Source organism: Pantoea sp. EKM101V, assembly GCF_011800325.1.
GTDB lineage: Bacteria > Pseudomonadota > Gammaproteobacteria > Enterobacterales > Enterobacteriaceae > Pantoea > Pantoea anthophila.
Genome location: NZ_JAALFP010000008.1, coordinates 170686 through 194029, shown reverse-complemented (window position 1 = coordinate 194029; position 23344 = coordinate 170686). Strand labels below are relative to the sequence as shown.

19 protein-coding genes and 1 other annotated feature (1 of these 20 cut by a window edge) are annotated in these 23344 nt (G+C 56.3%); of the genes, 16 read left to right on the top strand and 3 right to left on the bottom strand.

Translation table 11 applies throughout. The features are described 5' to 3' along the window. Positions 1-31: a sequence feature (Thr leader region), on the top strand (it extends 88 nt beyond the left edge of the window). Between the two features lie 26 nt (positions 32-57). From thrA to thrC, 3 genes are read left to right on the top strand one after another with little or no spacing between them, the layout of a single operon-like run. Further along, a complete protein-coding gene (thrA, locus tag HFD92_RS14530; protein ID WP_167429159.1) occupies positions 58-2520 on the top strand; it encodes a bifunctional aspartate kinase/homoserine dehydrogenase I in 2463 nt (820 codons plus the stop codon). Between the two features lie 2 nt (positions 2521-2522). After that, on the top strand, positions 2523-3452 hold the full coding sequence (gene thrB, locus HFD92_RS14525) for a homoserine kinase (protein ID WP_046101185.1): 930 nt from the start codon (positions 2523-2525) through the stop codon (positions 3450-3452). Positions 3453-3455: 3 nt separating this feature from the next. Beyond that, positions 3456-4739, top strand: coding sequence for a threonine synthase (gene thrC, locus HFD92_RS14520; RefSeq protein ID WP_009092235.1), 1284 nt, complete (start codon positions 3456-3458; stop codon positions 4737-4739). 36 nt (positions 4740-4775) lie between these two features. Here the strand turns inward: thrC and yaaA are convergent, their stop codons facing one another. Further along, positions 4776-5549 carry a peroxide stress protein YaaA gene (yaaA, locus tag HFD92_RS14515; protein ID WP_046101187.1) on the bottom strand — a complete coding sequence of 258 codons (774 nt, stop codon included), beginning with the start codon at positions 5547-5549 and terminating at the stop codon, positions 4776-4778. Positions 5550-5758: 209 nt separating this feature from the next. Between yaaA and tal the strand changes: the two genes are divergently transcribed. The 3 genes from tal (at position 5759) to HFD92_RS14500 (ending at position 8837) form a co-directional block, all read left to right on the top strand. After that, complete coding sequence (gene tal / locus HFD92_RS14510; protein ID WP_009092233.1) at positions 5759-6712, top strand: transaldolase; 954 nt, start codon at positions 5759-5761, stop codon at positions 6710-6712. A 125-nt stretch (positions 6713-6837) separates the two neighbouring features. Continuing rightward, positions 6838-7425 (top strand): molybdopterin adenylyltransferase, encoded by a 588-nt coding sequence (gene mog, locus HFD92_RS14505; protein ID WP_009092232.1) that lies wholly within the window; start codon positions 6838-6840, stop codon positions 7423-7425. Positions 7426-7529: 104 nt separating this feature from the next. Then, on the top strand, positions 7530-8837 hold the full coding sequence (locus tag HFD92_RS14500; RefSeq protein WP_167429158.1) for an MFS transporter: 1308 nt from the start codon (positions 7530-7532) through the stop codon (positions 8835-8837). A 32-nt stretch (positions 8838-8869) separates the two neighbouring features. Here HFD92_RS14500 and satP read toward each other — a convergent pair whose 3' ends face one another. Continuing rightward, positions 8870-9445, bottom strand: coding sequence for an acetate uptake transporter (gene satP, locus HFD92_RS14495; protein ID WP_167429157.1), 576 nt, complete (start codon positions 9443-9445; stop codon positions 8870-8872). A gap of 296 nt (positions 9446-9741) precedes the next feature. Between satP and dnaK the strand changes: the two genes are divergently transcribed. The 3 genes from dnaK to nhaA all read left to right on the top strand — a co-directional run bounded on the left by dnaK (position 9742) and on the right by nhaA (position 14285). Then, entirely contained in the window at positions 9742-11652 is a 1911-nt protein-coding gene (dnaK, locus tag HFD92_RS14490) for a molecular chaperone DnaK (RefSeq protein ID WP_167429156.1), read from the top strand. Positions 11653-11756: 104 nt separating this feature from the next. Continuing rightward, on the top strand, positions 11757-12902 hold the full coding sequence (dnaJ, locus tag HFD92_RS14485) for a molecular chaperone DnaJ (RefSeq protein ID WP_009092225.1): 1146 nt from the start codon (positions 11757-11759) through the stop codon (positions 12900-12902). 204 nt (positions 12903-13106) lie between these two features. Continuing rightward, positions 13107-14285 (top strand): Na+/H+ antiporter NhaA, encoded by a 1179-nt coding sequence (gene nhaA / locus HFD92_RS14480; RefSeq protein ID WP_046101191.1) that lies wholly within the window; start codon positions 13107-13109, stop codon positions 14283-14285. A gap of 132 nt (positions 14286-14417) precedes the next feature. Here the strand turns inward: nhaA and rpsT are convergent, their stop codons facing one another. Further along, positions 14418-14681, bottom strand: coding sequence for a 30S ribosomal protein S20 (gene rpsT / locus HFD92_RS14475; protein WP_006117633.1), 264 nt, complete (start codon positions 14679-14681; stop codon positions 14418-14420). Between the two features lie 306 nt (positions 14682-14987). Here rpsT and ribF point away from each other — a divergent pair, with 306 nt between their 5' ends. The 7 genes from ribF to carA all read left to right on the top strand — a co-directional run bounded on the left by ribF (position 14988) and on the right by carA (position 23334). Continuing rightward, positions 14988-15917 (top strand): bifunctional riboflavin kinase/FAD synthetase, encoded by a 930-nt coding sequence (gene ribF, locus HFD92_RS14470; protein ID WP_009092217.1) that lies wholly within the window; start codon positions 14988-14990, stop codon positions 15915-15917. 29 nt (positions 15918-15946) lie between these two features. Then, on the top strand, positions 15947-18766 hold the full coding sequence (ileS, locus tag HFD92_RS14465) for an isoleucine--tRNA ligase (RefSeq protein WP_167429155.1): 2820 nt from the start codon (positions 15947-15949) through the stop codon (positions 18764-18766). Beyond that, a complete protein-coding gene (gene lspA, locus HFD92_RS14460) occupies positions 18766-19272 on the top strand; it encodes a signal peptidase II (protein ID WP_009092212.1) in 507 nt (168 codons plus the stop codon). The genes ileS and lspA overlap by 1 nt, the downstream gene beginning before the upstream one ends. A gap of 3 nt (positions 19273-19275) precedes the next feature. Further along, a complete protein-coding gene (gene fkpB, locus HFD92_RS14455; RefSeq protein ID WP_009092210.1) occupies positions 19276-19746 on the top strand; it encodes an FKBP-type peptidyl-prolyl cis-trans isomerase in 471 nt (156 codons plus the stop codon). Further along, entirely contained in the window at positions 19727-20680 is a 954-nt protein-coding gene (ispH, locus tag HFD92_RS14450; RefSeq protein ID WP_046101193.1) for a 4-hydroxy-3-methylbut-2-enyl diphosphate reductase, read from the top strand. The genes fkpB and ispH overlap by 20 nt, the downstream gene beginning before the upstream one ends. 222 nt (positions 20681-20902) lie before the next feature. Beyond that, complete coding sequence (gene dapB, locus HFD92_RS14445; RefSeq protein ID WP_046101194.1) at positions 20903-21709, top strand: 4-hydroxy-tetrahydrodipicolinate reductase; 807 nt, start codon at positions 20903-20905, stop codon at positions 21707-21709. A gap of 476 nt (positions 21710-22185) precedes the next feature. Next, complete coding sequence (gene carA / locus HFD92_RS14440; protein WP_058957748.1) at positions 22186-23334, top strand: glutamine-hydrolyzing carbamoyl-phosphate synthase small subunit; 1149 nt, start codon at positions 22186-22188, stop codon at positions 23332-23334. The last annotated feature ends 10 nt before the right edge of the window (positions 23335-23344 follow it).

Here is a 23344-nt window from a genome sequence, read left to right as displayed (position 1 = left end):
CCCGCACCTAACCAGTGCGGGCTTTTTTTTCGGCTTAAATTCAGGAGAGTTTATATCATGCGAGTGCTGAAATTCGGCGGGACCTCGGTAGCGAATGCGGAACGGTTTATTCGCGTCGCTGACATTCTGGAAAGTAATGCGCAACAAGGACAGGTTGCAACCGTGCTCTCTGCGCCAGCAAAGATCACTAACCACCTGGTGGCGATGATTGAAAAAACCATCAGTGGTCAGGACGCTTTGCCGAATATCAGCGACGCTGAGCGTATCTTCAGCGAGCTGCTGCAGGGGCTCGCTGAGTCACAGCCTGGCTTTGAATATGAGCGGCTGAAAACCCGCGTGGACCTGGAGTTTGCGCAGCTGAAGCAGGTGCTGCACGGCATCAGCCTGCTGGGGCAGTGCCCGGACAGCGTCAATGCGGCGATCATCTGCCGCGGTGAAAAACTTTCGATTGCCATTATGGAAGCGCTGCTGCAGGCACGCGGTCATGAGGTCAGCGTGATCGATCCGGTAGAGAAGCTGCTCGCTGTCGGTCACTACCTGGAGTCCACCGTCGACATCGCCGAATCGACCCGTCGCATCGAAGCCAGCCAGATCCCGCCGCAGAATATGATCCTGATGGCGGGCTTTACCGCCGGCAACGAGCGCGGTGAGCTGGTGGTGCTGGGCCGTAATGGCTCAGACTACTCGGCGGCCGTGCTGGCCGCCTGTCTGCGCGCCGACTGCTGTGAAATCTGGACCGATGTCGATGGCGTCTATACCTGCGATCCGCGTCAGGTGCCGGATGCCCGCCTGCTGAAATCGATGTCCTATCAGGAAGCGATGGAGCTCTCCTATTTCGGCGCCAAGGTGCTGCATCCCCGCACCATTGCGCCCATCGCGCAGTTCCAGATCCCGTGCCTGATCAAAAACACCGCCAATCCGCAGGCGCCCGGCACCCTGATTGGGGCAGAAGGCGAGCAGGATGAGAATCCGGTGAAAGGCATCACCAACCTGAATAACATGGCGATGGTTAACGTCTCCGGTCCCGGCATGAAAGGGATGGTCGGAATGGCGGCCAGGGTGTTTGCGGCGATGTCGCGCACCGGCATTTCCGTGGTGCTGATCACCCAATCCTCGTCTGAATACAGCATCAGTTTCTGCGTGCCGCAGAGCGAGCTGGCGCGGGCGCGTCAGGTGCTGGAAGAGGAGTTCTATCTGGAGCTGAAAGATGGCCTGCTGGACCCGCTGGATATCATTGAAAATCTGGCGGTGATCTCGGTGGTGGGCGATGGCATGCGCACCCTGCGCGGCATCTCAGCCAAATTCTTCTCGGCGCTGGCGCGCGCCAACATCAATATCGTGGCGATTGCGCAGGGCTCCTCTGAACGTTCCATCTCCGTCGTGGTTAACAACGATGAAGTGATCACCGGGGTGCGCGTGGTGCATCAGATGCTGTTCGCCACCGATCAGGTTATCGAAGTCTTTGTGGTGGGCGTCGGCGGCGTCGGCGGTGCGCTGCTGGATCAGTTACATCGCCAGCAGGCGTGGCTGAAGCAGAAGCATATCGACCTGCGGGTCTGCGGCATCGCCAACTCGCATGCGCTGTTAACGAATGTTCACGGCATCGATCTGAGCCACTGGGAAGCGGCATTAAGCGAAGCCAAAGAGCCTTTCAATCTGGCGCGCCTGACCCGGCTGGTCAAAGAGTATCATCTGCTTAATCCGGTGATTGTGGACTGTACCTCCAGCCAGGCGGTCGCCGATCAGTATGCCGATTTTCTCAGCGAAGGTTTCCACGTGGTGACGCCGAACAAAAAGGCTAACACCTCATCCTGGAACTACTACCAGGAGATGCGTGCCGCCGCGGCCAAATCGCGCCGCAAATTCCTTTATGATACTAACGTCGGTGCCGGTCTGCCGGTGATCGAAAACCTGCAGAACCTGATGAACGCGGGTGATGAGCTGCTGCGCTTCTCCGGCATCCTGTCTGGCTCGCTCTCCTTTATCTTCGGCAAGCTGGATGAAGGCGTCTCCCTGTCTCAGGCGACTCAGATGGCGCGGGAGATGGGCTTTACCGAACCCGATCCGCGTGACGATCTCGCCGGCACAGACGTGGCGCGTAAGCTGCTGATCCTGGCGCGCGAAGCGGGTCATCAGCTGGAGCTGACGGATATTGAGATTGAGCCGCTGCTGCCCGCCAGCCTGACCGACATTGCAGACGTTGAGCAGTTTATGCAGCGCCTGCCTGAGCTGGACAACGCCTTTGCCGCGCGGGTTGCGCAGGCGCGTGATGCGGGTAAAGTGTTGCGCTATGTCGGCGTGATCGAAGAGGGCGGCGTCTGCAAAGTCAGAATTGACGCCGTAGACAGCAACGATCCGCTCTTTAAGGTGAAAAATGGCGAGAATGCGCTGGCATTTTACAGCCGCTACTATCAGCCGATCCCGATGGTGCTGCGCGGGTACGGTGCAGGAAATGATGTGACAGCGGCCGGTGTCTTTGCCGACCTGCTGCGCACGCTGTCATGGAAGTTGGGAGTTTAAAAATGGTAAAAATTTACGCACCGGCCTCGATTGGTAACGTCAGCGTCGGCTTCGATGTGCTGGGCGCGGCGGTTTCGCCGGTGGACGGTTCCCTGCTGGGTGACTGCGTCTCCGTGGAGGCGGCAGAGCACTTTTCACTGACCAACGCCGGACGTTTTGTCAGTAAGCTGCCCGCCGATCCTAAAGAGAATATCGTTTATCAGTGCTGGCAGCGCTTCTGCGAGGCGGTGGGCAAAGAGATCCCGGTGGCGATGACGCTGGAGAAGAACATGCCCATCGGCTCCGGGCTGGGCTCCAGCGCCTGCTCGGTGGTGGCCGGTCTGGTCGCGATGAATGAATTCTGCGGTAAGCCCCTCGATGACAGCACCCTGCTGACGCTGATGGGCGAGCTGGAAGGGCGCATCTCCGGCAGCGTTCATTATGATAACGTCGCGCCCTGCTTCCTTGGGGGCATTCAGCTGATGCTGCAGGAGAATGAGATTATCAGCCAGGCCGTGCCCGGCTTTGATGACTGGCTGTGGGTCATGGCCTATCCGGGCATTAAAGTCTCGACCGCCGAAGCGCGTGCGATTTTACCGGCGCAGTACCGCAAAGAGGAGTGCATCAGGCATGGCCGCCTGCTGGCGGGCTTCATTCACGCCTGCCATACGCGTCAGCCGCTGCTGGCCGCTAAACTTATGCAGGATGTCATTGCTGAACCTTATCGCACCAGACTGCTGCCGGGCTTCGCCGAGGCGCGACAGGCGGCCAACGATATCGGCGCACTGGCGTGCGGTATCTCAGGCTCTGGTCCGACACTTTTCGCCGTTTGCAATCAGATGGAAACGGCACAGCGGATGGCTGACTGGCTGAGCCAGCACTATCTGCAGAACGATGAAGGCTTCGTCCATATCTGCCGTCTCGACACGGCTGGCGCACGACAATTGGGATAACGCATGAAACTCTACAATCTTAAGGATCACAACGAGCAGGTCAGCTTCGCCCAGGCGGTGAAACAGGGTCTGGGATCGCAGCAGGGTCTGTTCTTTCCGCTGGAACTGCCGGAGTTTGAACTGACAGACATCGACGCGATGCTGGAGATGGATTTTGTCAGCCGCAGCAGCAAAATTCTGTCGGCTTATATTGGTGATGAGATCCCGGCCGAACAGCTGCATGAGCGTGTTAAAGCCGCGTTTGCGTTTCCGGCACCGGTCAAAGCGGTCAGTGAAGATGTGGCCTGTCTGGAGCTGTTCCACGGCCCGACGCTGGCGTTTAAAGATTTCGGCGGCCGTTTTATGGCGCAGATGCTCTCCTATGTTTCCGGTTCAGACGAGCAGATCACGATTCTGACCGCGACCTCCGGTGATACCGGTGCGGCCGTGGCCCACGCCTTCTACGGCATGGAGAATGTGCGTGTGGTGATCCTCTATCCACAGGGCAAGATCAGCCCGCTGCAGGAGAAACTCTTCTGTACGCTGGGCGGCAACATCGAAACTATCGCCATCGACGGCGATTTCGATGCCTGTCAGGCGCTGGTCAAGCAGGCGTTCGATGATGAAGTGCTGAAAAAGACGATTGGCCTGAACTCAGCTAACTCCATCAACATCAGCCGCCTGCTGGCACAGATCTGCTACTACTTTGAAGCGGTGGCGCAGCTGCCGCAGGAAAAACGCAATCAGCTGGTGGTTTCCGTACCAAGCGGCAACTTCGGGGATTTAACGGCGGGTCTGCTGGCGAAATCACTGGGGCTGCCGATCAAGCGCTTTATCGCCGCCACTAACGCCAATGACACGGTGCCGCGCTTCCTCGGAAACGGCGAGTGGCAGCCTAACCAGACGGTCGCGACCCTGTCGAATGCGATGGATGTCAGCCAGCCGAACAACTGGCCGCGTGTGGAAGAGCTGTTCCGCCGTAAAACCTGGCGGCTGACCGACCTGGCCTGCGGTGCGGTCTCTGACGAAACCACCCGTGCCGCCATGCGTGAACTGGCTGAGATTGGCTACATTTCTGAGCCCCACGCCGCCATCGCCTGGCGTCTGCTGCGCGATCAGCTGCAGGAGGGCGAGTATGGCCTGTTCCTCGGCACCGCCCATCCGGCCAAATTCCGTGAAAGCGTGGAAGCGATCCTTGAGCAGACCCTGACGCTGCCGCCGGAGCTGGCGGAGCGTGCGGAACTCCCGCTGCTGTCACACCAGATGCAGGCGGACTTTGCCGCGCTGCGGGCATTTCTGCTGAAATAATCTTTCCCGGCTGCGGGAAAGAGAAGACGCGCGGGGCTACTGCTCCGCGCGCTTAAACACCAGCTCGCTTTCGCTGCTGCTGGCTGCATCAAAACGGTAGCCTTCCAGATCAAACGCCTTAAGCTGCTCCGGCTTTGTCAGGCGCTCCTGAATCACATAGCGACTCATCAGGCCGCGCGCCTTTTTGGCGTAGAAGCTGATGACTTTGTAGCTGCCATTTTTCTCATCCAGGAACACCGGCTTAATCATCTGCGCCTGTAACGCTTTCGGTCTGACCGCCCGGAAATATTCATCCGAGGCGAGGTTGATCAGGACGTTGTCGCCCTGTTCCGCCAGCGCGGCGTTCAGCGTTTCGGTGATGAGATCACCCCAGAAGGTATAGAGGTCTTTACCTGCCGGATTCGCCAGCCGAATGCCCATCTCCAGCCGGTAAGGCTGCATGAGATCGAGTGGACGCAGCACGCCATACAGGCCAGACAGCATGCGCAGGTGCTGCTGGGCAAAATCGAAATCCTGATCGCTGAACGTCTCCGCCTGCAAACCGGTATAAACATCGCCTTTAAACGCCAGAATTGCCTGACGGGCATTCTGCGGCGAGAAGTCGGGCTGCCAGCTGTTAAACCGCTCGGCATTCAGGTGCGCCAGTTTGTCGCTGATGCCCATTAACGAGGCGATGCTGGCCGGTGACAGGTCACGCGCAATCTCAATCAGCTGTTGTGACTTTTCTAACAGCGCAGGCTGGGTATAGCGGGTTGTCGCCAGCGGGCTGTCATAATCCAGCGTCTTGGCGGGAGAGATCACCATCAACATAGTTGCTTCCTCGTTTAATGCCTGCTTTAACAGGATATTGGCGGCTTATCAGGCTCCGCAGTGTAGCAAAAAAGCCGCAAAGAATGACGAATCACACCTATTTGTTCGCGCTATCGTAAACGGCATTCCCTGACCTTGCGCCGCCGTTGGCGCGTGATATTATCGCAACAGCCTTTTTTCACACTGACAGTTAACTAAGAGAAAAGAACATGACGGACAAACTTACCTCCCTGCGTCAGCTCACCACCGTCGTTGCCGACACCGGTGATATCGCAGCCATGAAGCTGTATCAGCCGCAGGATGCCACGACTAACCCTTCTCTGATTCTTAACGCCGCACAAATCCCTGAATACCGTAAACTGATCGATGAAGCGATCGGCTGGGCGCGTGAGCAGAGCAGCGATAAAGATGAGCAGCTGCAGCTGGTTTCTGACAAGCTGGCCGTAAACATTGGTCTGGAAATTCTCAAACTGATCCCGGGCCGTATTTCGACCGAAGTGGATGCGCGTCTCTCTTACGACACCGAAGGCAGCATCAATAAAGCCCGTAGTCTGATCAAACTCTACAACGATGCCGGTATCAGCAATGACCGCATCCTGATCAAACTGGCCTCAACCTGGCAGGGTATCCGCGCCGCGGAGCAGCTGGAAAAAGAGGGCATCAACTGTAACCTGACGCTGCTGTTCTCCTTCGCTCAGGCGCGTGCCTGTGCCGAAGCGGGCGTTTTCCTGATCTCTCCGTTTGTGGGTCGTATTCTGGACTGGTACAAAGCCAACACCGACAAAAAAGAGTACGCAGCACACGAAGATCCCGGCGTGGTTTCTGTTTCTGAAATCTACAACTACTACAAGCAGCACGGCTATGAAACCGTCGTGATGGGCGCCAGCTTCCGTAACACCGGTGAAATCATCGAGCTGGCTGGCTGTGACCGTCTGACCATTTCGCCTGCGCTGCTGAAAGAGCTGGCCGAGAGCGAAGGAACCCTGGAGCGTAAACTGAGCTACAGCGGTGAAGTGAAAGCACGTCCGGCCCGCATGACCGAGTCTGAGTTCCTGTGGCAGCACAACCAGGATCCGATGGCGGTGGCGAAGCTGGCAGAAGGCATCCGTAACTTTGCCGTTGATCAGGGCAAACTTGAGAAGATGCTGGCAGAACTGCTGTAATCCTCCGATCGTGACGGCGCAGGCCGTCACGGTTTTCCCTTTTCCGACCCTTTCACTTTGTATTATCCTTTCGGCTATTCCCCTTTTACTCCACCGCACCGCGGTCATTCACAGCGAAGCTAACCATGAATACATTACGCATTGGCCTGATCTCGGTTTCCGATCGCGCCGCGAACGGCATCTATCAGGATCAGGGGATTCCCGCGCTGGAGAGCTGGCTCAGCACGGCCATCAGCAGCCCGTTCGAAATGGAGTCCCGACTGGTGCCGGACGAGCAGCCGATGATTGAGCAGGCGATTTGCGAGCTGGTCGATGAACGCTTTTGCCATCTGGTGCTGACCACTGGCGGCACCGGCCCGGCCCGGCGCGACGTCACTCCCGACGCCACCTTAGCCGTCGCCGATCGGGAGATGCCCGGATTCGGTGAGCAGATGCGCCAGATCAGCCTGCAGTTTGTGCCGACCGCGATTCTGTCGCGTCAGGTTGGCGTGATCCGTAAGCAGTCACTGATCCTCAATCTGCCTGGTCAGCCAAAGTCGATCAGGGAGACACTAGAGGGGCTGAAAGATGAGCAGGGCAACGTCAAAGTCCACGGCATTTTTGCCTCTGTACCTTATTGTTTACAGCTGCTGGAAGGACCGTATGTCGAAACCCATCGCGACGTGGTAGCAGCATTTCGGCCTAAAAGCGCGATACGTGAGATAAACAACTAAATATTGTCCATTTCAGGCATAAGCTATAGCCCGGCTGGTGTGGCAAAAGATTGACGGTATAGTAATTAGATCGTTACAACCCGATCTTTTGCCTCTGGACTATTATGAACCTGACCTCTACGCAGCGTCTGACCGGTAAGGATTACAGAACCCTGGCGCTGGCCGCACTGGGCGGCGCGCTGGAATTTTACGACTTCATCATTTTTGTCTTCTTCGCCACCGTCATTGGCGAACTCTTTTTCCCCGCCGATATTCCCGAGTGGCTGCGCCAGCTGCAGACCATTGCCATTTTTGCCGCCGGCTATCTGGCACGTCCGCTGGGCGGCATCGTGATGGCCCACTTTGGCGATAAAGTCGGGCGTAAGAAGATGTTCAGCCTGAGCATTATGCTGATGGCGCTGCCGACATTGATGATGGGCGCGCTTCCCACCTGGCAGACCATCGGCGTTGCCGCACCGTTACTGATGCTGCTGATGCGGATGCTGCAGGGGGCGGCGATTGGTGGCGAGGTGCCGGGAGCCTGGGTGTTTGTCGCTGAGCATGTGCCCTATAAACGCATCGGTATCGCCTGCGGCACACTGACGGCCGGGCTGACCATCGGGATTTTACTGGGGTCGCTGGTGGCAACGCTGATCAATACCTCACTCTCACCCCAGGCAATTCATGATGGCGGCTGGCGCATCCCGTTCTTCCTCGGCGGCCTGTTCGGGCTGGGCGCGATGGTGCTGCGCCGCTGGCTGCATGAGACGCCGGTGTTTGTGGAGATGCAGCAGCGTAAAGCGCTCTCCAGTAAGCTGCCGCTCAAAACAGTGCTGGCTGAACATAAAAAATCGGTCGTCATTTCCATGCTGCTGACCTGGCTGCTCTCCGCCTGCATCGTGGTGGTGATCCTGATGTCCCCGGTCTGGCTGCAAAAACAGCTGGGCATTGCGCCTGCGTTGACGCTGCAGGCCAACAGCCTGGCCACCGTCATGCTCTGCTTCGGCTGTATTATTGCCGGCCTGGCGGCCGATCGCTTCGGTGCCAGCCGCACGCTGTGTGTCGGCAGCCTGCTGCTGGCGATCTGCTGCTGGCAGTTTTATCATCTGACTGCACTCTATCCGCAGCAGCTCTTCCTGCTGTATGGACTGGCCGGCCTCAGTGTTGGCGCCGTGGGCGCCGTCCCGTTCGTGATGGTGCGTGCCTTTCCGGCGGAAGTCCGTTTTACCGGTATCTCCTTCTCCTACAATCTCGCCTATGCGATTTTCGGCGGCCTGACACCGATTTTTGTGTCGCTGCTGATGAATGTGTCGGTGATGGCCCCATGCTGGTATGTGATGGCACTGGCGCTGGTGGGACTGGTGACGGGGATCTGGCTGCGGCGTGATATCAGCCACGAGCCAGAACTGCATCAGGGGGTTAATTCGCTGTAGTGAGAGGACGCGGAGCCTGACTCCGCGTCTTATTATGCGTGATGGGGCTTCTCGCCAATCGGCAGAACGGTACGGCCAAAGGTTTCGTTCAGCACTTCCCCCATGGCCAGATAGCAGGCGCTGGCGCCGCAGAGAAGGCCAACCCAGCCTGCCGTAGTGACCAGCGCAGGCAGATGCATCAGATGCGCCACGGCCAGCAGCAGAAACAGCAGCGTGAGCGTGGTGAAAACAAACTGCAGCATCCGCGCACTTTTCAGCGTGCCGACAAACATAAACAGCGTGAAGATGCCCCACAGAAGCAGCCAGGCCCCCAGAAAACGTTCGTCGGGGGCGTTCGCGAGGCCCATTTCCGGCAGCAGCAGAATTGCCACAAAGCTTAACCAGAACATCCCGTAAGAGGTAAAGGCCGTCAGCCCAAAGGTGTTATTCTTTTTAAACTCCAGCAGGCCTGCCAGCACCTGCGCAATCCCACCATAAAAAATCCCCATGGCCAGAATCGCGACGTCCATCGTGAACAGGCCCGCGTTGTGCAGGTTAAGTAAAACCGTTGTCATGCCAAATCCCATTAATCCCAGCGGGGCAGGGTTGGCCAGTGTTGAATTTGCCATAGTTCCTCGGCGGTCAGTAAACGTTGATGATAAAAAGCGCTCCGCTTCACTCCATCGAGCGGAGCGGCGCATCATATTCAGCGTTCTGCCAGGGTTCTTTGATCCCGACCGGGCCAGAGGTGAAAATTTTTTTTGGTTTAACCCTTGATGCGCATCGAAGCGGCCCCATTTACTTCTCATCGAGCGTTGTGAACGTTGGAAAAAAAGCTTGTGCTGGCAGGTTGAATGCAAACAACCCGCCCACATAAAAGGTTCACAACCCAAATTGGCAACGAATTTAAGTGGGAGATGTTTAGATGGGTAAGATTATTGGTATTGACCTGGGTACAACCAACTCTTGTGTTGCGATCATGGATGGCACCAAAGCACGCGTGCTGGAAAATGCCGAGGGCGATCGCACCACGCCTTCAATTATTGCGTACACACAGGATGGCGAAATTCTGGTCGGTCAACCGGCTAAACGTCAGGCAGTGACCAACCCGCAGAATACCCTGTTCGCAATTAAGCGGCTGATCGGTCGTCGCTTCCAGGACGAAGAAGTTCAGCGTGATATTAAAATCATGCCGTACAAAATCGCCAGCGCTGACAACGGCGACGCCTGGCTGGAAGTGAAAGGCCAGAAAATGGCACCGCCGCAGATTTCAGCTGAAGTGCTGAAGAAAATGAAAAAGACCGCCGAAGATTACCTCGGTGAGCCAGTGACCGAAGCGGTGATCACCGTTCCGGCATACTTTAACGATGCACAGCGCCAGGCGACCAAAGATGCAGGCCGCATCGCGGGTCTGGAAGTTAAGCGTATCATTAACGAACCAACCGCTGCTGCACTGGCCTATGGCCTGGACAAAGGTCAGGGTAACCGCACCATCGCCGTGTATGACCTGGGTGGCGGTACCTTCGATATCTCCATCATCGAGATCGACGAAGTTGATGGCGAAAAAACCTTTGAAGTTCTGGCAACCAACGGTGATACCCACCTGGGTGGTGAAGACTTCGACAGCCGTCTGATTAACTATCTGGTAGCTGAATTTAAGAAAGATCAGGGCATCGATCTGCACAACGATCCTCTGGCGATGCAGCGTCTGAAAGAAGCCGCAGAGAAAGCGAAAATCGAGCTCTCTTCTGCTCAGCAGACCGACGTTAACCTGCCGTACATCACTGCAGATGCGACCGGTCCTAAGCACCTGAACATCAAAGTGACCCGCTCTAAGCTGGAGTCACTGGTTGAAGATCTGGTTGCACGCTCAATCGCGCCACTGAAAGTTGCGCTGCAGGATGCGGGCCTGTCGGTTTCTGACATCAACGACGTTATCCTGGTCGGTGGTCAGACCCGTATGCCACTGGTTCAGGCGAAAGTCACCGAGTTCTTTGGTAAAGAGCCACGTAAAGATGTGAACCCGGACGAAGCCGTTGCTGTCGGTGCTGCGGTTCAGGGTGGTGTACTGGGTGGCGACGTGAAAGACGTGCTGCTGCTGGACGTAACCCCGCTGTCACTGGGTATCGAAACCATGGGTGGCGTGATGACGTCGCTGATCAGCAAAAACACCACTATCCCGACCAAGCACAGCCAGGTCTTCTCGACTGCTGAAGATAACCAGTCAGCCGTGACCATTCACGTGCTGCAGGGTGAGCGTAAGCGCGCCAATGACAACAAGTCACTGGGCCAGTTCAACCTCGACGGTATCCAGGCTGCGCCTCGCGGTATGCCGCAGATCGAAGTCACCTTCGACATCGATGCGGATGGTATCCTGCACGTGTCGGCGAAAGATAAGAACAGCGGTAAAGAGCAGAAAATCACCATCAAAGCCTCTTCCGGTCTGAACGACGAAGAGATCGAAAAAATGGTGCGTGATGCGGAAGCGAACGCAGAAGCTGACCGTAAGTTCGAAGAGCTGGTACAGACGCGCAACCAGGGCGATCAGATTGCCCACAGCACGCGTAAGCAGCTGGAAGAAGCCGGCGATAAACTGTCAGCAGATGACAAAGCGCCAATCGAAGCCGCACTGGCCGCGCTGGAAACTGCGCTGAAAGGCGAAGACAAAGCGGAAATCGACGCCAAAATGCAGGCGCTGATGGAAGTGTCCGGCAAACTGATGGAAGCCGCACAGCAGTCTCAGGCAAGTGCAGCCGATGCCGGTGATGCGTCAGCGAAGAAAGATGACGACGTTGTCGATGCTGAATTCGAAGAAGTAAAAGACAACAAGAAATAATTGCCCCTGACCGGGCGCGACGGCTGGCCTGACAGCCGTTGAAACCAGCACGGGCGTCGGAGATCTCTCCACGCCCGTGCGATCATGTTAAGGGCTAAATAAACATGGCGAAGAGTGATTACTACGAGATTTTAGGCGTCGCCAAATCCGCGGACGAGCGTGAAATCAAAAAGGCGTACAAACGCCTGGCAATGAAATTTCACCCGGATCGTAATCCCGGAGATAAAGAAGCCGAAGCCAAATTCAAAGAGGCTAAAGAAGCGTACGAAATCCTGACCGATGCGCAGAAGCGTGCGGCCTACGATCAATATGGTCATGCAGCCTTTGAACAGGGCGGCATGGGTGGCGGTGGATTCGGCGGCGGCGGCTTTGGCGGCGGCGGTGCAGACTTCAGCGATATCTTTGGCGACGTATTCGGTGACATCTTTGGTGGTGGACGCCGTCAGCGCGCATCCCGCGGCGCCGATTTACGCTACAACATGGAGCTGACGCTGGAAGAAGCGGTACGCGGCGTGACCAAAGAGATCCGCATTCCAACGCTGGAAGAGTGTGATGTCTGCCACGGCAGCGGCGCGAAACCGGGCACGCAGCCACAAACCTGTTCGACCTGTCACGGTGCAGGCCAGGTGCAGATGCGCCAGGGCTTCTTCACCGTTCAGCAGGCCTGTCCGACCTGTCACGGTCGCGGCTCGGTGATCAAAGATCCGTGCAACGCCTGTCACGGTCACGGTCGCGTTGAGAAGTCGAAAACGCTGTCAGTGAAAATTCCGGCCGGGGTCGACACCGGCGATCGTATCCGTCTGAGCGGAGAAGGCGAAGCGGGCGAGCAGGGCGCACCAGCGGGCGATCTCTATGTTCAGGTCTCGGTGAAGAAACACCCGATTTTCGAACGTGAAGAGAATAACCTCTACTGCGAAGTGCCGATTAACTTTGCGATGGCGGCGCTGGGCGGCGAGATTGAAGTGCCGACGCTGGATGGACGCGTGAAGCTGAAAGTGCCGTCAGAGACTCAGACCGGCAAGCTGTTCCGCATGCGCGGACGCGGCGTGAAATCTGTCCGTGGTGGTGCGGTTGGTGACCTGTTGTGTCGCGTCGTGGTGGAAACACCGGTCAGCCTGAACGAGAAACAGAAATCGCTGCTGCGTGAACTGGAAGAGAGTTTTGGCGGTCCGAGCGGCGAGCACAACAGCCCGCGCTCCAAGAGCTTTTTCGACGGTGTGAAAAAATTCTTTGACGACCTGACCCGATAAACCGGGAAAGATAAAACGGAGCCCTGGGCTCCGTTTTTTTTGGCCTCCGATCAGGGATGCTGTACACAGACTGCCCCGCAGCGTAGACGGGCCTGCGGATGATCCGGTCAATGCGAGCGACAACGCCGGGCACAAGCTGCTGTTAACGGGCGATATGAGTCGTTACACTTATTCACTTTCATTCGCCGATCAGGAAGATAAACGTTGAATAAGCCTCGGAAACTCAGAAACCTCCTCAGGAGCTTCATTGAAAGTGATGCCAGTAACGGCATGATATTAATCCTGGCAGCCGTGGCGGCCATGATCCTCGCCAATACCGCTGCGACGGCCGAAGGCTATCAGGCGTTACTGAATGAGCCTGTCCAGATCCGCTTTGGTGCGCTGGATATCAGCAAAAATCTGCTGTTATGGATAAACGATGCGCTGATGGCGCTGTTTTTCCTGCTGATTGGGCTGGAGGTGAAGCGCGAGCTGAGGGTCGGTGAACTCGCAAGCCGGGAGAAGGCAATCTTTCCGGTTATCGCAGCCCTGGGAGGCATGGCGCTGCCCGCCCTGATCTTTCTGGCTTTCAACCACGGTGATGAGATTGCCCGCAACGGCTGGGCGATTCCCACGGCAACGGATATCGCGTTTGCACTGGGGGTGCTGGCCCTGCTCGGCAGCCGGGTTCCTGCTGCGCTGAAAGTTTTTCTGATGGCGCTGGCGATTATCGATGACCTGGGGGCGATTGTGATTATCGCCCTGTTCTATACCAGCGGTCTGTCGGTGCTCTCTCTGGGCGTGGCGGCAGCGGCGATTGTGGTGCTGGCCCTGCTGAATTACTTCAACGTCCGCAAAATCTCGATCTACATTCTGGTGGGCATTGTGCTCTGGACCGCCGTCCTTAAATCGGGTGTTCATGCAACGCTGGCAGGCGTTATCGTGGGCTTCTTTGTGCCGCTGGAGAAGAGAGAGGGGCACTCGCCAGCAGAGCATCTGGCGCACGGCCTGATGCCGTGGGTGAACTGGCTGATTCTGCCGCTGTTTGCCTTTGCCAATGCCGGTATTTCACTCGCCGGTATTACGCTGGGCGATATCCTGTCACCGGAACCGGCAGGCATCATCTTTGGCCTGTTAATCGGCAAACCCCTGGGCATTACGCTCTTCTGCTGGCTGGCCGTCAGATTGCGGCTGGCGGTATTGCCTGGCGGCACCACCATCCGCGATATCATGGCGATCGGCGTGCTGTGCGGTATCGGCTTCACGATGTCGATATTTATCAGTTCACTGGCCTTTGATGCCGCCCATGAGCAGCTGGTGACGTTCTCTAAGCTGGGGATTCTGACCGGTTCTCTGCTCTCCGCCGTGTTGGGATATAGCCTGTTACGGGTCAGGCTGCGTTAAGAGAGGGGAGGCGAAAGCCTCCTTTTTTCGCGTTGCATTACCCTCACGAGGAGTGGCGGTGCGGCAAATGACAGGCGAAAAAAAACCGGCGTAAGCGCCGGTTCTTTCAACAAAGCGATAAACAACAGGCGATTAAGCCAGTTTGTTGATCTGTGCAGTCAGGTTTGCTTTATAACGTGCAGCTTTGTTTTTGTGGATCAGACCTTTAGCAGCCTGACGGTCCACGATTGGTTGCATTTCATTGAATGCGTTCTGCGCAGCAGCTTTGTCGCCTGAAGCGATCGCCGCGTATACTTTCTTAACGAAGGTACGCATCATAGAGCGGCGGCTAGCGTTATGCTTACGGCGTTTCTCAGATGTTACGGCGCGTTTCTTAGCTGATTTGATATTAGCCAAGGTCCAACTCCCAAATGTGTTCTATAGAGACAAATCAAAGGCCGAGGACTATGCCCTTCCAACCTGATTTTGTCAATGGATTTGTGCAAATAAGCGTCGCTCTATGAGCAGCACTCGGTTACGTATTTGATGGCGCAAGATTCTACCAGCTTCGCCTTCCTGAATACAGTATTTCGCGACAAAATTCTCAACACGTGCTTCTGTAACAGGAAATGCAGCGCGTTAAGCATGAAAGGCGTGCTGACGGGTTAACCTGAACCGGTTTCAAGGGTATAATCCGCCGATTTCCACCGGTTTGGGTCAGCCATGAAGTTTATCCGCGGTATTCATAATCTTAACGAGCAGCATCGCGGCTGCGTTCTGACCATTGGTAATTTCGATGGCGTACACCGCGGGCATCAGGCACTGATGGCCCGGCTGTGTGAAGAGGGACGCAAACGTAATCTGCCGGTGGTGGTCATGGTCTTTGAACCACAGCCGCTGGAGCTGTTTGCTGGCGATAAAGCCCCGGCTCGCCTGACGCGCCTGCGTGAAAAACTGCGCTACCTGGCTGAAGCCGGCGTCGATAAAGTGCTCTGCGTGCGGTTTGACCGTCGCTTTGCGGCGTTATCCGCCCAGCGTTTTATCAGCGACCTGCTGGTTGAAAAGCTCGACGTCAGATACCTTGCGGTTGGCGATGATTTCCGCTTTGGCGCCGGTCGCCAGGGGGATTTCCGGTTATTGCAGAAAGCCGGTGTGGAGTATGGCTTCGAGGTTATCAGCACCGAAACTTTCTGTGAGGGCGGAAAGCGCATCAGCAGCACCGCCGTGCGTCAGGCGCTGGCCGCCGATGATTTAGCGCTGGCGCAGTCGTTGTTAGGCCATCCTTTCACGATTTCCGGCCGCGTCGTGCACGGTGATGCACTGGGACGCACGCTGGGCTTCCCCACCGCCAACCTGCCTTTACGCCGCAGCGTGTCGCCGGTGAAAGGGGTCTATGCGGTGGAAGTGGAAGGGCTGACGCCGGAGCCGCTGCCGGGCGTGGCGAACATCGGCACCCGTCCGACGGTAAAAGGTTTACGCCAGCAGCTTGAAGTTCACCTGCTCGACATCAATATCAATCTTTATGGTCGTCACATTGATGTGGTGCTGAAACAGAAAATACGAAACGAGCAGCGCTTTGCCTCACTGGAGGCGTTGAAAGAACAAATTGCGAATGATGTGGTAACGGCCCGGCAGTTCTTTGGGCTGCTTTAACCTGAGCGAAAAACGGAATCGAGAATCTGATGAGTGACTATAAATCTACCCTGAATTTGCCGGAAACGGGATTCCCGATGCGTGGCGATCTGGCCAAACGCGAACCGGGAATGTTGCAACGCTGGTATGCCGACAACCTGTATGGCGTTATCCGCGAAGCCAAAAAGGGGAAAAAAACCTTTATCCTGCATGATGGCCCTCCTTATGCGAACGGCAGCATTCATATCGGTCACTCAGTTAACAAGATTCTGAAAGACATTATCGTTAAGTCGAAAGGCATGGCGGGCTATGACGCGCCCTATGTGCCGGGCTGGGACTGTCACGGTCTGCCTATCGAGCATAAAGTTGAGCAGATGATCGGCAAGCCGGGCGAGAAAGTCACGGCGGCAGAATTCCGCGAAGCGTGCCGCAAATATGCGGCAGAACAGGTTGAAGGCCAGAAAGCGGACTTTATCCGTCTGGGCGTACTGGGCGACTGGGATCGTCCTTACCTGACCATGGACTTCAACACGGAAGCCAACATCATCCGTGCGCTGGGTAAAATCATCGGCAACGGTCACCTGCACAAGGGCGCGAAGCCGGTGCACTGGTGCCTGGATTGCCGTTCTGCCCTGGCCGAAGCGGAAGTGGAATATTACGACAAGACCTCACCGTCGATTGATGTGATGTTCAACGCCGTCGATGCCGACGCTGTGCGTCAGGCGTTCGGCGTCACCAAGGTTAACGGCCCGATTTCACTGGTTATCTGGACCACCACCCCGTGGACGCTGCCCGCTAACCGCGCTATCTCCCTGCACCCGGAATTTGACTATCAGCTGATCCAGATCGAGGGCCGTGCCCTGATCCTGGCAAAAGAGCTGGTGGAAAGCGTCATGAAGCGTGCCGGTGTCAGCGAATGGCAGGTGCTGGGCGAATGCAAAGGTGCCGCGCTGGAGCTGCAGCTGTTCCAGCATCCGTTCCTTGAGCAGATTCAGTCGAAAGTGGTGCTGGGCGAACACGTCACGCTGGACGCCGGTACCGGTGCGGTCCATACGGCACCCGGCCACGGCCCGGATGACTATGTGATCGGCCAGAAATATGGCATCGAAACCGCTAACCCGGTCGGGCCAGATGGCGCGTATCTGCCAGGCACTTACCCGACGCTGGATGGGGTTAACGTCTTTAAAGCCAACGATATGATCGTTGAGCTGCTGAAAGAGAAGCAGGCGCTGCTGCACGTTGAAAAACTGCTGCACAGCTATCCGCACTGCTGGCGTCACAAAACGCCTATCATCTTCCGTGCCACGCCACAGTGGTTCATCAGCATGGATCAGAAAGGCCTGCGTGCGCAGTCGCTGAAAGAGATCAAAGGCGTGCAGTGGATCCCGGACTGGGGTCAGGCGCGTATTGAATCGATGGTGGCGAACCGCCCGGACTGGTGTATCTCTCGTCAGCGTACCTGGGGCGTGCCGATGGCGCTGTTCGTTCATAAAGAGAGCGAAGAGCTGCACCCGGACACTCTGGCACTGATGGAGAAAGTGGCAGAGCGTGTTGAGCAGGATGGCATTCAGGCCTGGTGGGATCTCGATCCGCGCGAGCTGATGGGCGATGACGCCGATCATTACGTCAAGGTTCCGGATACCCTGGATGTCTGGTTCGACTCCGGGTCAACCAGCTATTCCGTCGTGGATGCCCGTCCGGAATTCGAAGGACAGGCGCCGGACCTCTATCTGGAAGGGTCCGATCAGCATCGCGGCTGGTTTATGTCCTCGCTGATGATCGGCACCGCGATGAAAGGCAAAGCGCCTTATCGTCAGGTACTGACACACGGTTTCACTGTGGATGGTCAGGGCCGCAAAATGTCGAAATCGATCGGCAACACCGTGTCGCCGCAGGATGTGATGAACAAGCTGGGTGCTGACATTCTGCGCCTGTGGGTGGCATCAACCGACTATTCGGGTGAAATGGCGGTCTCCGATGAGATCCTGAAGCGTTCCGCCGATGCCTATCGCCGTATCCGTAACACCGCCCGCTTCCTGCTGGCGAACCTTAACGGCTTCAATCCGGCCACCGACCTGGTGAAACCGGAAGAGATGGTCGTGGTGGATCGCTGGGCCGTGGGACGTGCGCAGGCGGCGCAGGCCGATATCGTCGCCTCTTATGAGAACTACGATTTCCATGAAGTGATCCAGCGCCTGATGCAGTTCTGTTCTGTTGAGATGGGCAGCTTCTATCTCGACATCATCAAAGATCGCCAGTACACCGCGAAGGGCGACAGCCTGGCGCGTCGTAGCTGTCAGACCGCGCTGTGGCACATCGTTGAAGCACTGGTGCGCTGGATGGCGCCAATCATGTCCTTTACCGCGGATGAGATCTGGGGCTATCTGCCTGGCGAACGCGCGCAGTATGTCTTCACCGAAGAGTGGTATCAGGGTCTGTTTGGCCTGGCGGAAGATGAAGCCCTGAACGATGCCTACTGGGCTGAGCTGCTGAAAGTGCGTGGCGAAGTTAACAAGGTCATCGAGCAGGCGCGTGCCGACAAACGTATCGGTGGCGCACTGGAAGCCACCGTGACGCTCTATGCCGATGCGGAGCTGGCCGCTAAGCTGCAGGCGCTGGGCAACGAGCTGCGCTTTGTGCTGCTGACCTCGGGTGCCCAGGTGGCCGATTATGCGCTGGCAAACGATGAAGCGCAGCAGAGCGAACTGCTGAAAGGTCTGAAAATTGCCCTGCACAAGGCGGAAGGCGAGAAATGTCAGCGCTGCTGGCATTACACTACCGACGTCGGCCAGAATCCGGAGCACGCTGCGGTCTGTGGTCGTTGTTACACTAACGTAGCCGGTGACGGTGAACAGCGTGAATTTGCCTGATGCGTAAACCTATTCTCTCAACCGGATTGCGCTGGCTGTGGCTGGTGCTGGTGGTCATCGTTGTCGACTTCGCCAGTAAGCAGTGGGTGATGAACAACATGATGCTGCATGAAACGCAGCCGCTGATGCCTTATCTGAACCTGTTCTATGCGCATAACTATGGCGCGGCGTTCAGTTTCCTGGCGGACAAAGGCGGCTGGCAGCGCTGGTTCTTTGCCGGTATTGCGCTGGCGATTGTGGTTTCACTGGTGCTGATGATGTATCGCAATCAGGCCAGCCAGAAGATTTCAAACATCGCGTATGCCCTGATTATCGGCGGTGCGATAGGCAATTTATTTGATCGCTCCTGGCATGGCTTTGTGGTCGATTTTATCGATTTTTATGTCGGTAACTGGCACTTCGCTACATTTAATATCGCTGACTGCGGCATCTGTATTGGTGCCGCATTGGTGGTGCTGGAGGGCTTCTTCAGCCCGAACGGCAAACAGGCTAAACAGAAAGGGTAAGTGATGACTGAGTCCGTACAGCGCGACAGCGCGGTGTTGGTGCATTTTACGCTGAAGCTGGAAGATGGCTCGACGGCGGAATCGACCCGTGCAAACGGTAAGCCTGCGCTGTTCCGTCTCGGTGATGGCAGCCTCTCTGCGGCACTGGAGGAGGCACTGCTGGGGCTGAAAGCGGGTGAAACTAAACAGTTCACTCTGGCGCCGGAAGAGGCATTTGGTGGCGTCAGCCCTGACCTGATCCAGTATTTCTCGCGTCGTGACTTTATCGATGCCGGTGAACCGGAAGTGGGGGCAATCATGCTGTTCAGCGGCATGGGCGGCAGTGAAATGCCAGGCGTGATCCGTGAAGTCTCCGGTGACTCGATCACCGTGGATTTTAACCATCCGCTGGCAGGTCATCGTATTCAGTTTGATGTAGAGGTGCTGGAGATCGATCCGGCACTGGAGGCGAACGATGCAAATCCTGTTAGCTAATCCGCGCGGTTTCTGCGCCGGCGTTGATCGCGCCATCAGTATCGTTGAGCGCGCGCTGGAGATGTATGGCGCGCCCATCTACGTGCGTCACGAAGTGGTGCATAACCGTTACGTGGTCAACAGCCTGCGTGAGCGCGGGGCGATCTTCATTGAAGAGATTAGTGAAGTGCCGGATAACGCGATTCTGATCTTCTCCGCGCACGGTGTTTCGCAGGCGGTGCGTGCAGAAGCCAAAGCGCGCAATCTGACCATGCTGTTTGATGCAACCTGTCCGCTGGTGACAAAAGTGCATATGGAAGTGGCACGCGCCAGCCGTAAAGGCGTTGAGGCAATACTGATCGGTCATGCGGGTCATCCGGAAGTGGAAGGCACCATGGGGCAGTACAACAACCCCAATGGCGGGATGTATCTGGTCGAGTCACCGGAAGATGTTTTCCGGCTGACGGTAAAGGATGAAAACAACCTGAGCTTCATGACGCAGACCACGCTGTCAGTGGATGATACGTCAGACATCATCGATGCTCTGCGTCAGCGCTTCCCGGCGATTATCGGGCCGCGTAAAGATGATATCTGCTATGCCACAACCAACCGCCAGGAAGCGGTTCGCACCCTGGCGAAAGATGCCGAGGTGGTGCTGGTGGTGGGGTCGAAGAACTCCTCCAACTCGAACCGTCTGGCTGAACTGGCGCAGCGCGCCGGTAAGCTGGCGAAGCTGATCGACTCTGCTGATGATATTCAGGAAGAGTGGGTCAAAGGCGTGGCCTGTATCGGTGTCACCGCCGGTGCCTCAGCGCCCGATATTCTGGTGCAGCAGGTGATTGAGCGACTGCGTGAGCTGGGCGGCGAAGCCGCGATCGAGCTGATTGGCCGTGAAGAGAACATCGTCTTTGAAGTGCCAAAAGAGCTGCGCGTCGAGGTGCGCAACGTGCAGTAACCGCACGTTAATTCTGATAAAAAGGCCGACTCTGTTCGGCCTTTTTTGTTTTTATCGGCCGATGAAAAGCCCACCTTTTGCCATGGCGATTGCTTTTACTGATAATCGCAGGCGGCTGGCATAAAATTCTTATTATCCCTGATTAATAGTGGCGTGACTGTTAACTCGTCGTTAACCTGATGACGCTTTGGATGCATAGTTTTGTTTTAGGAATGAATAAATATGAAGAATATCCGCATTGCCGTTGTGGGCGCGCCGGGCCGTATGGGCCGTAATCTGATTGAGGCAACACAGCAGGCTGAAGGCGTGGAGCTGGGTGCTGCGCTCGCCCGTCCGGGTTCATCGCTGACCGGCAGCGACGCCGGAGAGTTAGCGGGCATCGGCAGAAACGGCATCCTGATTGCTGACGATTTACGTGCAGTGATTGATGACTTCGATGTGCTGATCGACTTTACCCGTCCGGAAGGCACGCTGGAGTATATGGCGATCTGCCGTGAGCACGGCAAAGCGATGGTGATCGGCACCACAGGATTCGATGACGCAGGCAAAGCAGCCATTCGCGCCGCCTCAGAAGATATCGCCATTGTGTTCGCCGCAAACTTCAGTGTGGGCGTTAACCTGGTGCTGAAGCTGCTGGAGAAAGCCGCCAGTGTGATGGGGGAGTATGCGGATATTGAGATTACTGAAGCGCACCATCGCCACAAAGTGGATGCGCCATCGGGCACCGCACTGGCGATGGGTGAAGCGATTGCCGATGCGATGCAGTGGAAACTGGATGAGCACGCGGTCTATACGCGTGAAGGGCACACCGGCGAACGTCAGCCTCAGACAATCGGTTTTGCCACGGTGCGCGCCGGGGACATCGTCGGTGAGCATACGGCAATGTTTGCGGATATTGGCGAACGGGTTGAGATAACCCACAAGGCCTCAAGCCGTATGACCTTCGCAAAAGGTGCGGTTAAGTCGGCGTTGTGGCTGAAAGAGAAGAAATCAGGCCTGTTTGATATGCGGGATGTGCTGGATCTGTGATGTTGTGCGTGTTGTGAACCATCGTGATGTGGTTATTTCAATCGTTAAGCAATTGATTGGAAAAGGGCAATATTTTTATTGCCCTTAATTTTGTCTGAAATACTCGCCCTGATGTCAAAAAAGATTAAGACATCTGTTTTTATCACTTTTCGCGCGTTTTATCTCCGTTAAGATGCCATTTTTGACCATTTGGTCAAAAAAATCAGCCTGACAGCCTCGGGTTCTTATTTTTACTGCCTGGCAAACGATTATTCGGCCGGGTTTTCTCCTGTTTTTACCGCTTAAGCCCGTTTCTGGCCTCATAAGTCAGATAAAGATGAAAAAAACGGGCCTCAGGGTAGACAAGCCCCAGGGTGATCATTAGAATGCGCGCAATTTGCCAAAAATCGACAATTCAGGCGGTTTTTGCATTGATTCAGGCGGCTATTTTGAATTAATATGCAGATATTATGACTGTTTATTCCCTGGAGGATGTTTTGATTAAGTCAGCAATCCTGGTTCTGGAAGACGGAACCCAATTCCACGGTCGGGCCATCGGGGCAACGGGGTCGGCAGTGGGGGAAGTCGTTTTCAACACCTCAATGACCGGTTATCAAGAAATCCTCACTGATCCTTCCTATTCCCGCCAAATCGTTACTCTCACTTATCCCCATATCGGTAATGTCGGTGCCAACGCCGCTGATGAAGAATCAAGCCAGATTCATGCTCAGGGCCTGGTCATCCGCGATCTGCCGTTGATTGCCAGCAACTTCCGAAGCGAAGAGGGACTCTCCGCTTACCTGCAGCGCAACAACATTGTGGCCATTGCCGATATCGATACCCGCAAGCTGACGCGTCTGCTGCGTGAGAAAGGCGCTCAGAATGGCTGCATTATCGCCGGTGATAATCCGGACGCCGCGCTGGCGCTGCAGAAAGCCCAGGCGTTCCCCGGGCTGAAAGGGATGGATCTGGCGAAAGAGGTCTGCACAACGGAAACCTACAGCTGGCAGCAGGGCAGCTGGACGCTGGGCAGTGGCCTGCCGGAACAATCCTCAGCGGAATCCCTGCCTTATCATGTCGTGGCTTACGATTACGGTGCCAAGCGCAACATTCTGCGTATGCTGGTTGACCGCGGCTGCCGTCTGACCGTTGTACCGGCTCAGACACCGGCGGAAGAGGTGCTGAAGATGAATCCGGATGGCATTTTCCTCTCCAACGGCCCGGGTGACCCGGAGCCATGTGACTACGCCATCAGCGCGATTCAGGCCTTCCTGAAAACCGAGATTCCGGTGTTCGGTATCTGCCTGGGTCATCAGCTGCTGGCGCTGGCCAGCGGAGCCCGGACCGTGAAGATGAAGCTTGGCCATCATGGCGGCAACCATCCGGTGAAGGATCTCGACAATAATCGCGTGATGATCACCGCCCAGAACCACGGTTTTGCCGTCGATGAGAACGATCTGCCCGCGAACCTGCGTGTCACCCACATTTCGCTGTTCGATAAAACGGTGCAGGGCATTCACCGCACTGACAAGCCAGCCTTCAGCTTCCAGGGACACCCGGAAGCCAGCCCGGGACCGGGTGATGCTGCGCCGCTGTTTGACCACTTTATTGAATTGATTGACGCCTTCCGTCTGCAAGCGAAGTAATCAGGAGCTA

Excerpts from the sequence above, each read along its gene's own strand:
- thrA (WP_167429159.1), top strand. The coding sequence starts at position 58 with ATGCGAGTGCTGAAATTCGGCGGGACCTCGGTAGCGAATGCGGAACGG.
- thrB (WP_046101185.1), top strand. The coding sequence starts at position 2,523 with ATGGTAAAAATTTACGCACCGGCCTCGATTGGTAACGTCAGCGTCGGC.
- thrC (WP_009092235.1), top strand. The coding sequence starts at position 3,456 with ATGAAACTCTACAATCTTAAGGATCACAACGAGCAGGTCAGCTTCGCC.
- yaaA (WP_046101187.1), bottom strand. The coding sequence starts at position 5,549 with ATGTTGATGGTGATCTCTCCCGCCAAGACGCTGGATTATGACAGCCCG.
- tal (WP_009092233.1), top strand. The coding sequence starts at position 5,759 with ATGACGGACAAACTTACCTCCCTGCGTCAGCTCACCACCGTCGTTGCC.
- mog (WP_009092232.1), top strand. The coding sequence starts at position 6,838 with ATGAATACATTACGCATTGGCCTGATCTCGGTTTCCGATCGCGCCGCG.
- HFD92_RS14500 (WP_167429158.1), top strand. The coding sequence starts at position 7,530 with ATGAACCTGACCTCTACGCAGCGTCTGACCGGTAAGGATTACAGAACC.
- satP (WP_167429157.1), bottom strand. The coding sequence starts at position 9,445 with ATGGCAAATTCAACACTGGCCAACCCTGCCCCGCTGGGATTAATGGGA.
- dnaK (WP_167429156.1), top strand. The coding sequence starts at position 9,742 with ATGGGTAAGATTATTGGTATTGACCTGGGTACAACCAACTCTTGTGTT.
- dnaJ (WP_009092225.1), top strand. The coding sequence starts at position 11,757 with ATGGCGAAGAGTGATTACTACGAGATTTTAGGCGTCGCCAAATCCGCG.
- ribF (WP_009092217.1), top strand. The coding sequence starts at position 14,988 with ATGAAGTTTATCCGCGGTATTCATAATCTTAACGAGCAGCATCGCGGC.
- ileS (WP_167429155.1), top strand. The coding sequence starts at position 15,947 with ATGAGTGACTATAAATCTACCCTGAATTTGCCGGAAACGGGATTCCCG.
- lspA (WP_009092212.1), top strand. The coding sequence starts at position 18,766 with ATGCGTAAACCTATTCTCTCAACCGGATTGCGCTGGCTGTGGCTGGTG.
- fkpB (WP_009092210.1), top strand. The coding sequence starts at position 19,276 with ATGACTGAGTCCGTACAGCGCGACAGCGCGGTGTTGGTGCATTTTACG.
- ispH (WP_046101193.1), top strand. The coding sequence starts at position 19,727 with ATGCAAATCCTGTTAGCTAATCCGCGCGGTTTCTGCGCCGGCGTTGAT.
- dapB (WP_046101194.1), top strand. The coding sequence starts at position 20,903 with ATGAAGAATATCCGCATTGCCGTTGTGGGCGCGCCGGGCCGTATGGGC.